At 64.0% G+C, this 17,207-nt stretch carries 16 protein-coding genes and 2 tRNA genes; 11 read left to right on the top strand and 7 right to left on the bottom strand.

What is annotated here, in order from left to right:
* Positions 1-585: 585 nt before the first annotated feature.
* Both EA346_RS04210 and EA346_RS04205 read right to left on the bottom strand, forming a co-directional pair.
* A complete protein-coding gene (locus tag EA346_RS04210; RefSeq protein ID WP_296756054.1) occupies positions 586-1,410 on the bottom strand; it encodes a response regulator in 825 nt (274 codons plus the stop codon).
* A 16-nt stretch (positions 1,411-1,426) separates the two neighbouring features.
* Complete coding sequence (locus tag EA346_RS04205; protein ID WP_296756053.1) at positions 1,427-3,115, bottom strand: ATP-binding protein; 1,689 nt, start codon at positions 3,113-3,115, stop codon at positions 1,427-1,429.
* Between the two features lie 513 nt (positions 3,116-3,628).
* Here EA346_RS04205 and EA346_RS04200 point away from each other — a divergent pair.
* Entirely contained in the window at positions 3,629-4,750 is a 1,122-nt protein-coding gene (locus tag EA346_RS04200; protein ID WP_296756052.1) for a hypothetical protein, read from the top strand.
* Between the two features lie 275 nt (positions 4,751-5,025).
* On the opposite strand, the gene EA346_RS04195 is transcribed toward EA346_RS04200, so the two are convergent.
* From EA346_RS04195 to EA346_RS04185, 3 genes are all read right to left on the bottom strand, one after another.
* Positions 5,026-5,101, bottom strand: a tRNA-Thr gene (locus tag EA346_RS04195).
* 48 nt (positions 5,102-5,149) lie between these two features.
* Entirely contained in the window at positions 5,150-5,590 is a 441-nt protein-coding gene (locus tag EA346_RS04190) for a transcriptional repressor (RefSeq protein WP_296756051.1), read from the bottom strand.
* Between the two features lie 136 nt (positions 5,591-5,726).
* A tRNA-Gly gene (locus EA346_RS04185) sits at positions 5,727-5,800 on the bottom strand.
* 59 nt (positions 5,801-5,859) lie between these two features.
* Here EA346_RS04185 and thiS point away from each other — a divergent pair.
* Genes thiS through trmB form a run of 3 tightly spaced genes read left to right on the top strand, consistent with a single transcriptional unit; the run spans position 5,860 to position 7,627 of the window.
* Complete coding sequence (gene thiS, locus EA346_RS04180) at positions 5,860-6,075, top strand: sulfur carrier protein ThiS (RefSeq protein WP_296756049.1); 216 nt, start codon at positions 5,860-5,862, stop codon at positions 6,073-6,075.
* A gap of 27 nt (positions 6,076-6,102) precedes the next feature.
* Positions 6,103-6,909 carry a thiazole synthase gene (locus EA346_RS04175; protein ID WP_296756046.1) on the top strand — a complete coding sequence of 269 codons (807 nt, stop codon included), beginning with the start codon at positions 6,103-6,105 and terminating at the stop codon, positions 6,907-6,909.
* A gap of 4 nt (positions 6,910-6,913) precedes the next feature.
* Positions 6,914-7,627, top strand: a complete 714-nt coding sequence (trmB, locus tag EA346_RS04170; protein WP_296756043.1) for a tRNA (guanosine(46)-N7)-methyltransferase TrmB — start codon at positions 6,914-6,916, stop codon at positions 7,625-7,627.
* Here trmB and EA346_RS04165 read toward each other — a convergent pair.
* Positions 7,611-8,465, bottom strand: coding sequence for a universal stress protein (locus EA346_RS04165; protein WP_296756041.1), 855 nt, complete (start codon positions 8,463-8,465; stop codon positions 7,611-7,613). The two genes, trmB and EA346_RS04165, sit on opposite strands and share 17 nt — an antisense overlap.
* A 231-nt stretch (positions 8,466-8,696) precedes the next feature.
* On the opposite strand from EA346_RS04165, the gene EA346_RS04160 reads away from it, so the two are divergent.
* From EA346_RS04160 to EA346_RS04140, 5 genes are all read left to right on the top strand, one after another.
* A complete protein-coding gene (locus EA346_RS04160) occupies positions 8,697-10,535 on the top strand; it encodes an SLC13 family permease (RefSeq protein ID WP_296756038.1) in 1,839 nt (612 codons plus the stop codon).
* A 42-nt stretch (positions 10,536-10,577) separates the two neighbouring features.
* On the top strand, positions 10,578-11,468 hold the full coding sequence (locus tag EA346_RS04155) for a phosphoribulokinase (RefSeq protein WP_296756035.1): 891 nt from the start codon (positions 10,578-10,580) through the stop codon (positions 11,466-11,468).
* A 123-nt stretch (positions 11,469-11,591) separates the two neighbouring features.
* Positions 11,592-12,053, top strand: a complete 462-nt coding sequence (locus EA346_RS04150; protein ID WP_296756033.1) for a hypothetical protein — start codon at positions 11,592-11,594, stop codon at positions 12,051-12,053.
* Complete coding sequence (locus EA346_RS04145; RefSeq protein WP_296756029.1) at positions 12,050-13,186, top strand: FIST C-terminal domain-containing protein; 1,137 nt, start codon at positions 12,050-12,052, stop codon at positions 13,184-13,186. The genes EA346_RS04150 and EA346_RS04145 overlap by 4 nt, the downstream gene beginning before the upstream one ends.
* Positions 13,187-13,213: 27 nt before the next feature.
* The gene (locus EA346_RS04140) at positions 13,214-14,251 is read left to right on the top strand and encodes an NADP(H)-dependent aldo-keto reductase (protein ID WP_296756024.1); all 1,038 of its coding nucleotides are present in this window, start codon (positions 13,214-13,216) and stop codon (positions 14,249-14,251) included.
* Between the two features lie 21 nt (positions 14,252-14,272).
* On the opposite strand, the gene EA346_RS04135 is transcribed toward EA346_RS04140, so the two are convergent.
* Positions 14,273-14,848, bottom strand: coding sequence for a Uma2 family endonuclease (locus EA346_RS04135; protein WP_296756022.1), 576 nt, complete (start codon positions 14,846-14,848; stop codon positions 14,273-14,275).
* 112 nt (positions 14,849-14,960) lie between these two features.
* Here EA346_RS04135 and EA346_RS04130 point away from each other — a divergent pair, with 112 nt between their 5' ends.
* Together EA346_RS04130 and EA346_RS04125 are read left to right on the top strand one after the other, a co-directional pair.
* Positions 14,961-15,770 (top strand): TatD family hydrolase, encoded by an 810-nt coding sequence (locus EA346_RS04130; RefSeq protein ID WP_296756019.1) that lies wholly within the window; start codon positions 14,961-14,963, stop codon positions 15,768-15,770.
* Positions 15,771-16,152: 382 nt separating this feature from the next.
* Positions 16,153-16,890 (top strand): tRNA threonylcarbamoyladenosine dehydratase, encoded by a 738-nt coding sequence (locus EA346_RS04125; RefSeq protein ID WP_296756017.1) that lies wholly within the window; start codon positions 16,153-16,155, stop codon positions 16,888-16,890.
* Positions 16,891-17,207: the final 317 nt, after the last annotated feature.

Raw genomic sequence — 17,207 nt, 5'->3', positions numbered from 1 at the left:
GGGCATCACCGATGCTCGGCAGCACCTGGCTTTCCAGCAGTCTCGCCGTTGCCGGTCGCGGGGTCGGTGCGCTAGCGCACGTTCGGTCGGGTTGCCCCAAAGGGCGTCATCGGAGGGATCTCGCAGCCACTCATGGGCGCAAAGCAGCGTCGTCCCGGTACGCCGGCACGTCGAGTCACTCTCGAATAAACCCCGGCGTCAGGGCTTGACCGCCAGGGTTACACGAATTCTGGCCCCTTGTGGGAGCGAGCCTGCTCGCGAACGCGCCGCAGGCGCGGCTGGGATGCGGCGAAGCTGGCCCTTGTGGGAGCGAGCCTGCTCGCGAACGCGCCGCAGGCGCGGCTGGGATGGGGCCGCCCCCAACGCCGATTCGCGTGCGAGGCACGCTCCCACGGGTTCTTGCCCTGGTAGGAGCCTGCCTTGCAGGCGAAGAGTTTGGCGGTTTCGCTGCGGCCAATGCGATTTTCCTAGCCTGCGGGGGATTTCGTGATCATCAGGCGATATTTTACCAACTACCGATCGATTGGCAGTTCGTCAGGAGGACATCATGCCGTCCGTCACCTGGTCCAGAAAGTTCCATCCGTCCTATTGTCTTACGGTGACTTCCACGCCGATTCCGCGGTAACCCACGAAGCGGCAGGACGGATCGAACATCGGCTGCCCACTCACTCGGTACTGCCTTTGCGAGCCATCGGTATCAACACGGCTGAAAGGGAAATCCAGAAAGGGCTGGCGTGCCGCTATGGCTGCACGCAATTGCTCCCGCTCTGCCTCATTCCAGCCTGTCACAGCGGTATCCTTCACATCTTCCGCCAGACTGTCGACCTGGATTCCGAGCATCTCCAGGACCGGGCCGGAAACCCTGGTGAAATTCCCGTTCTCGTCCTGTTCCCAGTACCAGTCGGACGCCAGTTCGGTCAGGCTGCGAAAGCGCGCCTCGCTTTCGCGCAGTTCGGCGGTTCGTTCCAGCATCGTTCGCTCCAGATCCTGGCTGTAATCCTCAAGCTTTTTGTACAACAACCGCACTTCAAGCATGTTATGGATGCGTGTCTTGACCTCAACAAGATCCAGGGGTTTGCTGATGAAATCCTTGGCGCCGGCCTGCAGTGCATGCAGTTTGTGGCCCGGCTGGGCGGTAAGCACAATGACCGGAAGGTAACTGTCCGCATCATCTGTCTTGAGGCCTGCCATCACCTGAAATCCATCCATACCGGGCATCTGCAGGTCGAGCAGAATCAGATCATAATGATTCTTGCGGTGCAGCGCGCAGACGTCCTGTGACGTCATCGTTGAGGTAACGCGCGTGTAACCGGCCTCGCCCAGCAATTGTCCAATCAGTTGCACATTGGCTTCCTGATCGTCAACAATCAAAATACGGGCGTTCAGAATATCTTCGGGGCTGAGTATCATACTTTTTCTGTCCGTCTTACGGGGGGGGTGGGCGACCCTGTACCGTTTTCGCAAATTTCAGAGTCGCATCCAGAGTCTTCATGAATTCATTGACGTTGATCGGTTTGGTAAGATAATGAAAGAATCCTGCTTCCAGGCCTTTCTTGATATCACGGGGTAATGCATTGCCGCTGAGTGCGACCACGGGAATGTGCGCTGTGGCGGTATCCTCGCGCAGGATTTTCAGCGCCTGGATACCGCTGATGCCGGGCAGATTGATGTCCATCAAGATCATGTCCGGCAGAGAGGCGCGCGCAATCTCGATTCCCTTGTTGCCGTCAGTGGCGCTCAGCAGATGGATATCGGAATGGCGCGCGACCAGATCCTCGACCAGCATCAGATTAGCCGGGTTGTCCTCGACATAAAGCACGGTGCGCAATTGCCCGCCGTCCTGTGATTGCACCGGAGTGATCGTTCCGGATTCGGCCGTGTCGATCACGTGCTGTCGTTCATTCGTCAGATTGAGTTCGATCCAGAACACACTGCCCTTTCCGACCGTGCTTTCCACGCCAATTTTACCGTCCATGAGTTCGACCAGTCGCTTTGCCGTGACCAGGCCGATGCCCGTGCCCTCCGGGCCGCCCATCTCCTGCCCGAGCCGATTGAACGGCTGGAAAAGCTGGGCAAGTTTTTCCCCGGACAAGCCTTCACCGCTGTCCTCAACACAAATGCGGATGCGTCCGGGAGTGTCCACGATGCAGGTTACGACAACCGTTCCGGCGACGCAGTTGTATTTGATCGCATTGGTCAGAAGGTTGATGAGAGCCTGCTTCAACCGCGTCCGGTCGACTTTGACAAGGTACGCGGTGTCGAACTCGGGAAAGCTCACGTGGATGCCGCGTTTCAAAGCCTGCGCTTCGATCATGGTCTCGCATTCGTGCATTACCTCAGCTAATGACACCGATTCCGGCGAAACCGATAACGTGCCGGACTCGATCAGCGCAAGATCGAGGACCTCGTTGATCAGGTCCAGCAGATACCAGCCTGCTTTCAGAATCTGCCCGATGCTGCGTTGCTGCGAGGGCGTCGGCAGGGGCGAACCGGATTCCATGAGTTGGGCAAAACCGAGAATGGCATTGAGGGGCGTTCGCAGTTCATGACTCATGCTGGACAGGAAATCCGATTTCGCGAGATTGGCTTTTTCGGCAACAGCCATGGCCTTGTGCAGTTCCGTTTCGACCTGCTTGCGCACGGAATTGTCGGTGCCGATCAGCAGGTAGCCGATGATATCCTCGTAGTCATCGCGCAAAGCGGTGATCGACACGATGGCCGGGAACCGGCCGCCGTCCTTGCGGATAAAGGTCAATTCATAGGCGTCCTCGATACCACGCGACGCCTTGAAAGCCAATGCATCGAAGCCGGGTGTAATCGGGGTGGCGAGCTCAAGGCTCAATGCCCGGGCGCGTGCCGCCACTTCCTGCGGATCATGGATGTCGCTGGGATTGATCTTATTGACGACTTCGGCGGCGGCGTAGCCAAGCATGCGTTCGGCGCCGGGATTGAATAACTGGATCACGCCTTTCTCGTCGGTGGCGATAATCGAGAAATTGGCGCTGGTGAGGATCGCGTTCTGCAAAGCGCCCGTTTTAAGCAAGGCTTTCTTGCGCCGCACTTCGGCGATGAAATCCCCCTTTTCGGAGTCGTCGCGAACATTCAGTGTGGGCATGCTGATTCCCGTAAAATGTGACCACCAAACCGCGAAAGATCCGCTTTCATCAGGCAGACAAGAGACAACCGCGGATCCATACAGAGATCGACCCCTTTTTTCGAGGCCACTCAAGAGGCTAGCTGTCCGCTCAGTGGGCGTCTGTGCGTTGGGACACATAGGCCGATCAGCGCTAGGGCACGGCGCGGTTTCGTCCAGCCTGACGGCGGGGATGGACCGGGAAGTGGCGCCAGGGAGGACTCCATGAGCCAGGATTTCGCCGACCGTGGAAGGGCGCATCGCCTTTCGTCAGCGCGTCAGCCATGAATGAACGGTTGGACCAGGGGGAAGAGAGTGTTTATGCTCCCCACCTTTGGAAGGGTATATGGGCGCTGCAACCGCCTCGCCCCTGTGACAGCCCCGCAACGCCAAAAAACCCTTGAACTGCCCGAGCCGGCTCTCTGCGGTCTTTGCACGTGCAGACCCATCCCACGCTGTTGCCCTGCAAACTGTTTTATAAGGAGTAGTTTGTTCATGCTTTACGTCGATATCCCTACCGCATCCGAACTGAGCCAGCTTGTCGCCGAGCGCGGCGAGGCGCTTGTCAGCATCTATCTGGATACCACCCCTGAGACCCAGCATATCGACGCAGCGCGCACCCGGTTGAAGCAGCTGAGCAATGATGCTGTTGCGCAGCTGGAGAAAGCCGGCCGGGCCAAGCGCAGCATCTGGCCTATTGAAGAGCAGTTGAATGATTTGATGGATGACAACGAGTTCTGGCGCCTTCAGGCCGACAGCCTGGCGATCTTCGTCACCGGGGATACTCTGCGCACCTATCGCCTGCCAAACCAACTGACCGAGATGGTTCAGGTCGCCGACCGCTTCCATCTGAAGCCGCTTCTGCGTGCAGTCTCGATGCCACAGCATGCCTTCATTCTTGCGCTGGCCGAGAATGAGGTGCGCGTGGTCGAGCTTCTGGGCGACCAGCCCGCGCAGGAACTTCGCGTGCCGGACCTGCCGAAGGATGCTGCCTCGGTGGCAGGCACTGCGACCGTGAACACGCGCAGCTACTCGGGCCGGCAGGGTGGTAGCGAAGGGCAGAAGCACCATCTGCGCCAATATTGCCGCAAGGTCGATGCGGCCCTGCGTGGGCTTCTGTCCGGGCGCTCTGAGCCCTTGATCCTGGCAGCAACGGACCCGCTGTTGTCCATGTACCGCTCGATCAACAGTTATCCGCATCTGGCCGGGTACGCGATCGAGACCAGCCCTGTGCGCATTCCGGCACACGAGCTTGGGGTGCGGGCACGCGAGATCATGGACAAGCTCAACGCCGAGACCATCGCCGAGTTTGCCGGGCTGTATTCGGCGCGCGAGAACGAAGGCCGCGCCACCACCCAGGTCACGCGCATAGCCCGCGCCGCCACTTTCGGCGCCGTGGATACGCTGCTGGTGGATATGGATGCGGTGGTGCACGGTACGGTGGATGAAGAAACCGGCGAGATCACTTTCCACGACGACGCCAGCGCAGCCAGCTACGGCGTCATTGACGAGATTGCCGGCCGTGTCCTGGCCACGGGCGGTAACGTATTGGCCGTTCGCAGCACCGACATCCCACAGGGGGCAGAGCTCGCCGCAGTGCTGCGCTTCGCGATCTGAGACCGGATATTTCAGCCGCGGCTTTGCGCAGAGCAATCCGGCGCTCTCGGAAAAGCGGCTGTCGTTCACCCCGAATGGAGATGTCCGCTACGAACGGAAGACGCCGTACCGGGACGGTACGGCGCACGTCGGTGGTTCCGGGCATGCTGCGCTGCGCCCTTCGGGTCAGCCTGCGGCTGTTCAGCATCGCCCCTGGCGATTCTTTCGGTACCAAGCGGATGCGAAGTGCGCTGCGCCCGGTCGTGATCGGAGACGTTGCCGCCCGACCAAGGGTCTGGTGCCGACGCGCAGAATCGAACTGCGGACCTGCCGATTACGAATCGGCTGCTCTACCAGCTGAGCTACGTCGGCGTGGGGCGCATGATAGCCGAGCGGGGCGCCCGGCAACAACGTCAGGGGCTATTGCGCCTTCCGGGGAGCGACGCGGATCACCACGTCCACGCCGACCACTTCCATCGCCGGCGAGAGGCCGGGCAGGTCGGTGATCTCCACTCGGGCCGGCGCCACGTCCTCGAGCCTGCCCGAGTCGGTGTGGAACAGGTGGTGATGCGGGTTCGGGTTCGAATCGTAGAACCGCTTCGCGGAGTCGATGATGACCTCGCGCACGAGCCCGGTCTCGGCAAATAGCTTCAGGGTGTTGTACACCGTGGCCTTGGAAACCTGGCTGGCCTGCATGCTCAGTTGTGCCAGGATCTGCTCGGCACTGAGGTGCTGGTGGCGAGCGAAGAGTAGCCGCGTGATCTCGAGGCGCTGCTCGGTCGGCGCGATGCCATGGCGATCGAGCAGGCCCTGCGCCTGTTCCCGCGTCAGCCGGTCGCGATTTTGTAGTGTGGCGCTCATTTCCAAATGAGTATAGCAGGGGTTTAGACAAAGTCTAGTTCGTATTTCTGTTCGTGCGCCAGGGGCTCTCGGCAGCCAATCGCGGGGCACGGCCGCCAGTGGTAGAATCCAGGGGTGACCAGCGCAGAGGAAGGAATGGAGCGGGTGATGGGAATCGAACCCACATTAAGAGCTTGGGAAGCTCCCGTTCTACCATTGAACTACACCCGCGCTGGGTGCAGATTGTATGCGCTCGGTGCCCTGCACTCAATGCGCGATCCCGGTGATCCATGCAGATACAGCTGAATGGCGAACCCTATGCCCTGGAGGCGCCCGACGGAGACGGCGAGCTCACGCTCGGTCATCTGGTATCGGCGTTGGATCTGGGCGGGCGGCGGCTGGCCATCGAGGTCAACGAGGAACTCGTGCCGCGCAGCGAGCATGCCAGTTTCCGGTTGTCGCCCGGGGATCGCGTCGAGATCGTGCAGGCCATCGGGGGCGGCTGAACCCACTCCATCACGGCAAGGATCCGCATGAGCCCTGTTGATGTAACCGATGCAGCCGACACCTTCCGGATCGGCGACCGTTCCTTTTCTTCCCGCCTGCTGGTCGGCACCGGCAAGTACCGGGATCTGGAAGAGACCCGGATGGCCATCGAGGCCAGTGGCGCCGAGATCGTCACCGTCGCGATCCGGCGGACCAACATCGGCCAGAATCCGGGCGAGCCGAATCTGCTGGACGTGATTCCGCCCGACCGCTACACGCTGTTGCCCAATACCGCGGGCTGCTATACCGCCGAGGAGGCCATCCGCACCTGTCGCCTCGCGCGCGAACTGCTCGACGGCCACAACCTGGTCAAGCTCGAGGTCCTGGGTGACCCGAAGACCCTGTACCCCGATGTCTTCCAGACCGTCACTGCGGCCGAGACCCTGGTGGCCGACGGTTTCGAGGTGATGGTCTACACGACCGACGATCCGCTGCTGGCCCGACGCCTGGAGGAGATCGGCTGCAGGGCGGTGATGCCGCTGGCGGCGCCGATCGGCTCGGGTCTGGGGATCCAGAATCGCTACAACATCCGCGAGATCGTCGAGAATGCGCGGGTACCCGTTCTGGTCGATGCAGGCGTGGGGACTGCCTCGGACGCCGCGATTGCGATGGAGCTTGGCTGCGACGGCGTGCTGATGAACACCGCGATCGCCGCCGCGCGCGATCCGGTGCTGATGGCCAGCGCGATGCGCCACGCGATCATTGCCGGGCGCGAGGCGTTTCGGGCGGGACGGATGGCGCCGAAGCCCCATGCCAGCGCGTCCTCGCCCGAAACCGGCTATTTTTTCACCTGAAACGATGACCGGTCCTGCGTCGGAGCATCCCGTGACGCACAACCGGCGGGTGCGCAGCTTCGTGCGCCGCGAGGGTCGCCTGACGACCGGCCAGCGACACGCGCTCGAGAGCCTTTGGCCGCGTTACGGGATCGCGGCCCAAGGTGGCCTGATCGATGCCGCAGCGGTCTTCGGACGGGTCGCGCCGATCACGCTGGAGATCGGCTTCGGCAACGGCGAGAGCCTGGCCGCGCAGGCGGAGCATCAGCCGGAACGTGATTTCGTCGGCATCGAGGTCCACCGGCCGGGTGTCGGGCATCTGCTGGTGGAGATCCAGCGGCGCGGCCTGACCAACGTCCGCATCTTCAACGAGGATGCGGTGGAGGTGCTGGAACGGCGCATCCCACCCGCCAGCCTGGATGCGGTGCAGGTCTTCTTTCCGGATCCCTGGCACAAGAAAAGGCATCACAAGCGGCGCCTGATCCAGCCGGCCTTCGTGCGCATGATCGCATCGCGGCTGCGCCCAGGGGGTTTGCTGCATCTGGCGACCGACTGGGACGACTATGCCGCGCACATAGGGTCGGTGATGGCAGACGTCGCTGACCTGTTCGCACCCGACGGCCCGCAACCGCTCGAGCAACGGCCTTCGCAGCGCCCCGCGACCCGCTTCGAGCGCCGGGCCGAGCACCTCGGGCACCGGGTCAGCGACTTCCTCTACCGGGCTACATCGAGGCCTTGACCACCAGCACGGGGCAGGTGGCCTTGCCGATCACCCGCTCGGAGACACTGCCCATCAGCAGGCGACCGAGGCCGGTGCGCCCGTGACTGCCGACGACGATCATGTCCGCACCCTTGCGTTTCGCGGTCTCGATGATGATCTCGTCCGGGCGCCGGCCTTCTTCGAGCAAGGCATCGATCTCGATCTGCTCCTTGGTCGCGGCCGTCTTCACGCGATCGACGACCGCTTGAGAGTCGGATTTCGTCTCCGGTCCGCTGTCCGGCGCCACCACCGTGATCACGGTCAGTGGCAGCGAGCACTTCGCAACCAGGCGCACCGCGGAGTACGCGGCGGCATCGCCCAGGCGTGAGCCGTCCGTCGCGACCAGGAGCCCCTTCTCAGGCATGCTGGTGCCGCGCGGAACGACCAGCACGCTGCAGGTTGCCAGCCCGATCACCTTGGCGGTGGAGTCGCCGACCATCAGCCGTGCCAGGTCGCTGCGGGTGCGCCTTCCGATGACGATGACGTCGGCGTGCTTCTCGTTGGCGACGCGGACGACCTCATGGTAGGGATCGGTGCCCTGGCGCAGGACGGTCTCGGCGTGCACGCCCTCCGCTTTGGCCTTTTCGGCCAGTTTGTCGATGTACTTCTGCGCCTCCTTCTCGGCCTGCTGCACACGGTCGGGCACGAGGGCCTCGTACTCGGGGTTGGTCAGGACGACCCGGGTCACCAGCAGGCGCGCATTGCAGCGCCTGGCCATTTCCAGAGCCGCCACTTCGGCGGCCGCACTGTACTCGGAACCGTCGGTGGCAAGCACAATGGTCTGAAAACGCCCTACCGGTGATAGCTGCTCCGTCATCACGCGACTCCTGATTCCCCTCGGGGTAACGAGAATACCTGAGGCCGCGGGAATCGGCATCCGCGTTGCGCGTCAATCCGACGACGGGATGCGGCGGCGCGGTGCGATCGAGCACCGTTTTTGCTTCGTCGCTCCGGTGGTGAAATAATTCCCCGTTTCCGTGGCGGGTTGAACTTGTCGGGCCTGCCGCCCCCCGGTTTCCGGGATTGCTCGCCGCCCCTTGGGAAGCTCATGGAGAATCTGACACTTACCACGGACATGATCGTGGTGCTCGCCCTGCTCGCGTTCACCATTTTCCTGTTCGTGTCGGAAGTGGTCCGCGTCGATGTCGCCGCGGTCTCCGTGATGGTGCTGCTGGGGCTGCTGAGCCTGGTACCCGGGCTCGGCGGTATCACCGACCCGGACAAACTGTTCGCCGGGTTCGCGTCCAACGCGGTGATCTCCATCATCGCGGTGATGATCATCGGTGCAGGTCTGGATCGCACCGGCGTGATGCACCGGGTCGCGGCCTTCATCATGCAGGTCGGGGGCACCACCGAGAGGCGGATCATTCCCACCGTGTCCGGCACGGTCGGCATCATCTCCAGTTTCATGCAGAACGTCGGCGCTGCCGCGCTGTTCATGCCGGTGATGAGCCGGATCTCCAACCGTCTCAACATCCCGTTGTCGCGCCTGCTGATGCCGATGGGTTTTGCGGCGATCGTCGGCGGCACCATCACCATGGTCGGTTCCAGCCCGCTGATCCTGCTGAACGACCTGCTGCCCGAGGGCATGGAGCCGTTCAGCCTGTTCGACGTGACGCCGATCGGGCTGGCCCTGCTGGCCAGCGCCATCGTCTATTTCGTGGTGCTGGGGCCCTATGTGCTCCCGTCGGCAGTGACAACGGGCGGCAGTGGTGAGAGCACGGCGGATTACTTTCGGCGCGTGTACGGCCTGCACTACGAGACCCGGGAGGTTCGTGTCGGCAACGACAGCAACCTGGTCGGTCTCACCGTCGCCGAGGTGGAGACCAGACACGGGATCGTGATCATTGGCAGCTCGATCAACAACGACCTGCGCATCGGCCCTTGGAGCGGTTACGAGATCGAGGCCGGCAGTTACCTGGCCGTACTCGGCTCCCCGGAGGCCCTCGGCAGCTTCGTGGAGGCCACCGGTGCCCGGCCCAGGCGCGATCTCAAGGTTTTTCAGAACGCGATGGCACCGGCCAAGTCCGGTATCGCGGAACTGGTCATCGCGCCCGGTTCGCGGCTGATCGGAAAGACCGTCACCGAGGTCGCGATGCGGCGCACCTACGGTCTGTCGGTGCTGCGCCTGCAGCGCGGCGAGGAACCGATCCGCGAGGGTCTGCGCGATGTGCCGCTGCGATCCACCGATACCCTGGTCGTGCACTGTGACTGGGAATCACTGGCGCGTCTGGAGGGGGACCGCGACTTCGTGATCGTGACCAGCGACTACCCGCGGGAACAGTTGCGGCCGAGCAAGGTTCCGCACGCGCTGTTCTTCCTCGCCGTCGCCCTCGGCATGATCCTGTTCACGGACCTGCCGCTGTCGGTGGCGCTGCTGACCGGCGCTCTGGGAATGATCCTGACCGGCGTGATCGAGATCGACGATGCCTATCGCGCGGTCAGCTGGAAGACCGTCTTTCTGCTCGCAAGCCTGATTCCGCTGGGCGCCGCGGTGGAGAACACCGGGACGGCCGCCTGGATCGCGCAGCACACCCTCGATTTCCTGGGGCAGGTCCCGCCGTGGGTGCTGCAGGCCACGATTTTCGCACTGGCCACCTTCTTCACCCTGGTGATGTCCAATGTCGGCGCGACGGTGCTGTTGGTGCCCCTGTCCATCAATTTCGCAATGGCGGCGCAATTGGCCGGGATGGATGCCGATCCCCGGGTATTCGCACTGACGGTCGCCATTGCCACCTCGAATTCCTTCCTGATCCCGACGCACCAGGTGAATGCGCTGATCATGGGTCCGGGCGGATACCGCGTGAAGGACTATCTGAAGGCAGGCAGTATCATGACCATCCTGTTCATGGTCGTTGCCCTGATCATGCTCAACATCATTTTCTAGGTATGCTTAGCCGCATCCCATCTTTTTCGAGGAGAAATCCCCATGTCTCAGAAACATCCCGTCATTGCTGTCACCGGATCCTCTGGCGCCGGCACTTCCACGGTAAAGCGCTCCTTTGAGTACATCTTCGAGCGGGCTCACATCAAGCCGGTCGTGATCGAGGGCGACAGCTTTCACCGCTATGACCGTAAGGCGATGAAGGCGGCGATGCAGGCGGCCGAGGCGGAGGGCAACTTCTCCTTCTCCCACTTCGGCCCCGAGGCCAATCTCTTCGATCGCATCGAGGAGCTGTTCCAGACGTATGGCGAGACGGGGCAGGGACAGAAGCGCTACTACCTGCATTCGGACGAGGAGGCCGAGTTCCACAACCAGCGTATGGGGACCAGCCTGGGCCCGGGTGAATTCACTCCCTGGGAGGATATCGAGCCCGATACCGATCTGATGTTCTACGAGGGTCTGCACGGGCTGGCAGCGCATGGCGACGTCGACGTCTCGCGCCATGTCGACCTGGGCATCGGCGTTGTGCCGATCGTGAACCTGGAGTGGATTCAGAAGATCTTCCGCGACAACGAGGAGCGCGGATATACGGCGGAGGCCATCGTCGACACCATCCTCCGGCGCATGCCCGATTACGTCAAATACATCACGCCGCAGTTCTCCCGCACCCACATCAACTTCCAGCGGGTGCCGACGGTGGATACCTCCAACCCCTTCATCGCGCGCGACATCCCCACTGCGGACGAGAGCCTGGTGGTGATCCGGTTCAGCGATCCGAAGCGCTTCGGCGTGGATTTTCCCTATCTGCTGAACATGCTGCACGACTCGTTCATGTCGCGACCGAACACACTGGTCGTTCCCGGCGGCAAGATGGGCCTGGCGATGGAGATCGTTCTCGCACCCATCATCCACGACATCCTGGACCGTCGCGGCTAGTTGGCTGGATCGGTCGCCTGCGCATGGCCCACCAGGGCTCCAAGCCCCGCGAGAGCGGGGCTTTTTTTCGCCCCGTGCCCGCTCGGCTACGATGCAGGTGGAGACAACCCGGGAGGATGGACCGTGTTCGGTTTCTTGGCCCACCGGCCAGCGCGGCAGCTGGACCGCTTTCGAGAGCGTTTCACCGGGCGCAGTGTGATCGTGCACCGGGGTTTTTCCGGGGACTGGCTGGAGGAACTTCTGAAGCAGCCTGGCGGTGGCGGGCATTTCCGGCTCGACGCCCGTGCCCTTCCCGCGAAACGGCCGAGTCCGATCGAATGGCTGGTTCAGACACACGTGCTGCCGCTGGATCTGCCGCAGCCGCTCTTCCTGCAGGTCCGAGAGGCTGACGTGCTGGTCCGGCACCTCGACCGGCGCGGCAGGGCGGTGCACCCGTCGGAGATCGCCTGGTTCCTGGAGGAACTGGAGGAGCGGCACCATGCCCGGCTCAGGTTCGGCCGCGAACCCGGCCGTGTCGATGTCTCCAGGGGCATTTCCTTGAATGACAACGAGGCACAGAGCATGTTGGAGCACCTGACCGGATGACGACCTCAAATACATTCCGTTATGCCGCAGCCAAGGGCAGTGAGCCCGGCAGGCTGGCCCACGCCCTGGCCGATGCCCTGGCGCTGGACGCGGGCGCAGTCGTCCCGGACGCAACGTTCGGCCTGCTGTACCTTTCGGACTCGATGGCCCGGCACGGGGCAGAGCTGCTTCGGGAGCTGCAGGCCGCGACCGGGGTCCGACATTGGAGTGGTTGCGCGGGGATGGCCCTGATCGGCGGCCGTGAAGAGTTCTACGAGACGCCGGCGGCGGTAGCCATGGTCGGCGTCATGGAACCGGAGAACTTTCGCCTGATCAAGGGTCCGGCCGGTTCCTTCGAGGAACTGATCGAGCAGTTGGCGGGATTCCTGTCGCCCGAGCAGCCGGGGCGGCTGATCCTCCACGCGGATCCCGGTTTCGCCGGCCTCGAGGAGCTGCTGACCCGGATCGACCAGGAGACGGCCTGGTTCACCACCGGCGGCGTCAGTTCCGGGCAGGGGGAGGTGGTGCAGTTCGCGGGATCTGTCGTTGCGGGCGGAGTGTCCGGGTTGGCGCTGCGCGACACCGTGCCGCTGGCCGCGCGGCACACGCAGGGTTGCTCGCCATTGCCGGGCCAGCATCGGCTGACCGAGACCTGGCGCAACATCATCGTCAAGCTCGACGATCGTCCGGCCCTGCCGGTGTTCCGGGATGTCATCGGCGAGGTGCTGGCGCGCGACCTCCGCCGGGCCCTCGGCTACATCCACATCGGCCTCCCGATCAGTGGTTCGGATACCGGGGACTACCGGGTACGCAATATCATCGGTCTCGATCTGGACCGCGACCTGCTTGCCGTTGGCGAGATGCTGACGCAGGGGGAACACGTCCTGTTCGTGCGCCGTGACGGCCAGGCCGCACGGGACGATCTGGAGCGCATGCTGGGCGAGATCCGCGCGCAGTGTCCGGGCGGCATTCGTGGCGGAATCTATGTCAGCTGTCTCGGTCGCGGCCGGAACCAGTTCGGCGATGAGGGCACCGAGCTTGGGATCGTGCAGGACGCCCTGGGCGACATACCGCTGGTCGGCTTCTTCGCGAACGGCGAGATTTTCGCCAACCGGCTCTATGGCTACACCGGTGTCCTGACCCTCTTCACCTGACCGCACACGACGGGGAGTCCACCAACGATGAAGTACCGTCCGCTTGGCCGCACCGGCATCGACGTCAGCCTGATCGGGCTCGGTACCATGACCTGGGGCGAGCAGAATACCGAGGCCGAGGCTTTCGAGCAGCTCGACTATGCCCTGGCGCAGGGCGTGAACTTCATCGATGCGGCGGAGATGTATCCGGTGCCGCCCCGGGCGGAGACGCAGGGCTTGACCGAGACCTACATCGGACGCTGGCTGCAGGCCCGGGACTGCCGGGATCGGGTGGTGCTTGCGACCAAGGTGGCCGGTCCGGCGGAGTCCATGCCCTGGCTGCGAGGCGGGCCACAGCTGGTCCGGGATCAGATGGAGGCGGCCCTGCAGGCCAGCCTGGAGCGGATGAAGACCGATTACGTCGATCTCTATCAGGTCCACTGGCCGGCACGGACGACGAATTTCTTCGGCAAGCTGGGGTACGAGCACGAACCGGACGAGGTCGCCACGGACATTGCCGAGACCGCCGCGGTGCTGGAGGATTTCGTGCGCGACGGCAGGGTCCGGGCGATCGGGATCTCCAACGAGACGCCCTGGGGTCTGATGCAATGGCTGCGTGCGGCGGAGCAGGGCATCGCGCCGCGGCTGGTCAGCATCCAGAATCCCTATAACCTGCTGAATCGGAGCTTCGAATCCGGGTTGGCCGAGATGGCCATTCGCGAGGAGGTCGGGCTGCTGGCGTATTCGCCGCTGGCTTTCGGCATGCTGAGCGGAAAGTACCTGGGTGCAGTGCAGCCGGAGGGTGCGCGGCTGTCTCTGTTCGAGCGCTTCTCGCGCTACAGCAACCCGCAGGGGATCGCGGCAACCGAGGCCTACGCGGCCCTGGCCAGGGAACACGGGCTCACGCCGGCCCAGATGGCCCTGGCCTTCATCAACCGCCAGCCATTCGTGACCAGTAACCTGGTCGGGGCCACCCGCCTGGACCAGTTGAGCGAGAATATCGGCAGCATCGAGATTGACCTTACGGATTCGCTCTGCGAAGCCATCGAGGCCATTCACGCCCGATACACCTACCCCTGCCCCTGACCGCCACTGCAGCGGCGCGGGTCAGTCGTGTCGGGGCGGGTCCAGGTCCTCGAAGGCATCGCCGGGGTTCAGCGCGACGCCGACGCTTTCGAGTCGCAGCGGCGCGCCGTCCGCCTGGGCCTCCAGCAACAGCCAGTGCGCCTTCTCCCGCCGGTACAGTTCCAGCCGCCGGGCCTCGATGTCCACGAGCAGGTATTCGCGCAGGCTCTCCAGCCGGCGATAGGCCGCGAACTTCTGGCCGCGGTCGAAGGCTGCGGTCGAATCGGACAGCACCTCGATCACCAGGCAGGGGTGCGCGATTGTGGTCTCCGCACTGCGGTCGCGCGGGTCGCAGGTCACCATCACGTCCGGGTAGAAAAAGGCGTCGGCTGCATCGACGCGCAGCTTCATGTCGGCCACGAAGGCCTGGCAGGGCGAACCCTTCAGCCGCTGGCGCAGCAGGCTCCCAAGCGCCAATGCAACGAGCGCATGTTCCCTGCGCACACCGACCGTCGCGAAGATCTCGCCCGCGAGATACTCGTGCTTCTCCGGCTGCTCGGCCTCCCAGCGCAGGTACTGGTCGCGGTCCATCATCGTGCGCGGCAATGCCTCTCCCATCGGTCACCTCCCTGTGCCTCGTCGAGTCTGTTTCAAGTATTGGACCGATCCCCTCGCGGTTCAAGCAGGCCCCCAGCTTTCGAAGTCGCTGCTCGGACACTAGAATCACCGGATGCAATCCCCGCCAAAGGCTACATCACTGATCGACACTCACGCGCATCTCGATGTCGAGGCGTTCGCCCCGGACCGCGACGACGTGCTGGGACGTGCCCGTTCTGCTGGTGTCGTCGCGCAGGTGGTACCGGCGATCACCCGCGGTCACTGGGAAGGTCTGGCCGAGCTGACAGCAAGGCACGAGGACCTGTTTCCTGCCTACGGTCTGCACCCGGTCTTCCTGGACGTCCACGGCGACGCCGATATCGGCGCGCTGGACGCCTGGCTGTCGGATCATCCTGCGGTGGCAGTGGGTGAAATCGGTCTCGACGGCTATGTCGAGACCATCGCCAGCGGCGCAGCCTGGGACCGGCAGTGGCGGCTGTTCACCGCGCAGCTGGATCTTGCGCTGAACCACAGGCTGCCCGTGATCATCCATGCGCGGCGCGCTCTGGATCACGTGCTGAAGGCGCTGCGCCAGCGGCCGGGGTCGACCGGGATCATCCACAGCTTCTCCGGCAGCCGCCAGCAGGCGGACCAGGCGCTGGAGCAGGGTTTCTGTCTCGGCTTCGGGGGTCCCGCCACCTATCCGCGGGCCAACCGCCTGCGCCGATTGGTGGCCGACCTGCCCGATGACGCGCTGGTGCTGGAGACCGACGCGCCCGATCAGCCTTCGGTGAGCCACCGTGGGGAACGCAACGAGCCGTCCTTCCTGCCGGAGATCGCCGCCTGTGTGGCCGAACTGCGCGGAGTGTCGGTCGCAGAGCTGGCCCGGCAGACCACGGCCAACGCGCGGCGGATCCTGCACCTGTCCACCACAACGCCATGATGGAGCCTCGGTTGCGGCCGCGACACGCGCGGGGCCGGGGGCAAGCCGGCCTTGCGTTGACGGGACGCCGTGAACACATCCCGGCAGGCTTGATTGCGGCATCCATGCCTGTAACGCTCATCCCCTCGGACGCGCGGCAATCCCGAAGGATGAAAGCACAAGCGCCTATGGAGCAAACTGTAGGTCGGGTTAGCCCAAGGGGCGTAACCCGACGGGTCTGGCACCCACCCATGGCCGCAAAACAGCGTCGTCCCCGGCACCCCGGCACGTCGGGTTACGCTACGCTAACCCGACCTACAGAACTGGGCCGTGACTTTCACGCTGCCCAAGCCAACGGCAGGCCGGCTTGCCTCCAAAGCCGGCGGCCTGGTAATTCCCCGGAATGACCCTGGCTCTGGATCCCTTTTCCGAGCGCACCGGGCTCTTGTTGGGTACCGAGGCGCTGGCGACCCTGCGCAGCCGGCACGTGGTGATTGCGGGAGTGGGCGGCGTGGGCAGTTATGCGGCGGAGGCGATCGCCCGGGCCGGCGTCGGGCGCATCACCCTGCTCGACCATGACCGGGTCGCACCCTCCAATGTGAATCGGCAGCTGGTGGCACTGCGCTCCACGGTGGGCCGGCCGAAGGCGGAGGTGATGGCACAGCGCATCGCCGACATCGATCCGGAGATCCACGTGCATCCCCTTGCCGAGTTCCTGCGCCCTGAGAACGTGGCGCAACTGGTGCCGGCCGACACGGACTACGTGCTCGACTGCATCGACTCCATCGCCTGCAAGGCGGCACTCGTGGCGGCTTGCCAGGGAGGGAATCAGCCGGTGATCTCCAGCATGGGGGCGGGGGGGCGCATCGACCCGACACTGGTACGGGTCGGACTGCTGGCCGAGACCCAGCTCTGCCCGCTGGCGCGGGCGATGCGCAAGCGACTGCGCCGCCTGGGCGCGAGCCTGGATTATCCGGTGGTGTACTCGCTGGAGGAGCCGCGCAAGGGCACCGAGCATCGCCCGATCGACGGGCCGGTGCCGGGTCGAGCCCGGTCCATCAACGGGACCATCTCCTACCTGCCGGCGCTGTTCGGCCTGACCGCCGCCGGCTGGGCGATTCGGGAGATGATCGAGAAGTAGGTTTCCGCAGTGCGAGGAAGTGCCGCCGCTTGGGGTGTTGCTGCGGATTCCGTTGCCCTGAAAGCGGGAGCACCCTCCCGCGCTCCATAGGGGTCCTCCGGCGCGCAGCGCCTCTGGAGTGCGGCGGCTTGCCGCCGCTTTGGGCCCTGGCGCCGGTTCCGGCGTCGTGACAGCGGGAGCAAGCTCCCGCACTCCATATGCGAGTCAATGCGGGTCGGTGGTGATTTGAATCGCCTAGAGGTTCTCCGGCTCGCTGTCCACTGGAACAGGGCGCCCCTCCAGCCGCGCCACCTCGGTCTCGATCCATTGTTCGACTT

Source organism: Thioalkalivibrio sp. (assembly GCF_007692535.1).
Taxonomy (GTDB): domain Bacteria; phylum Pseudomonadota; class Gammaproteobacteria; order Ectothiorhodospirales; family Ectothiorhodospiraceae; genus Thioalkalivibrio.
Note: the sequence above shows the minus strand (reverse complement) of the source record. Positions and strands in the feature narration are given on the sequence as shown.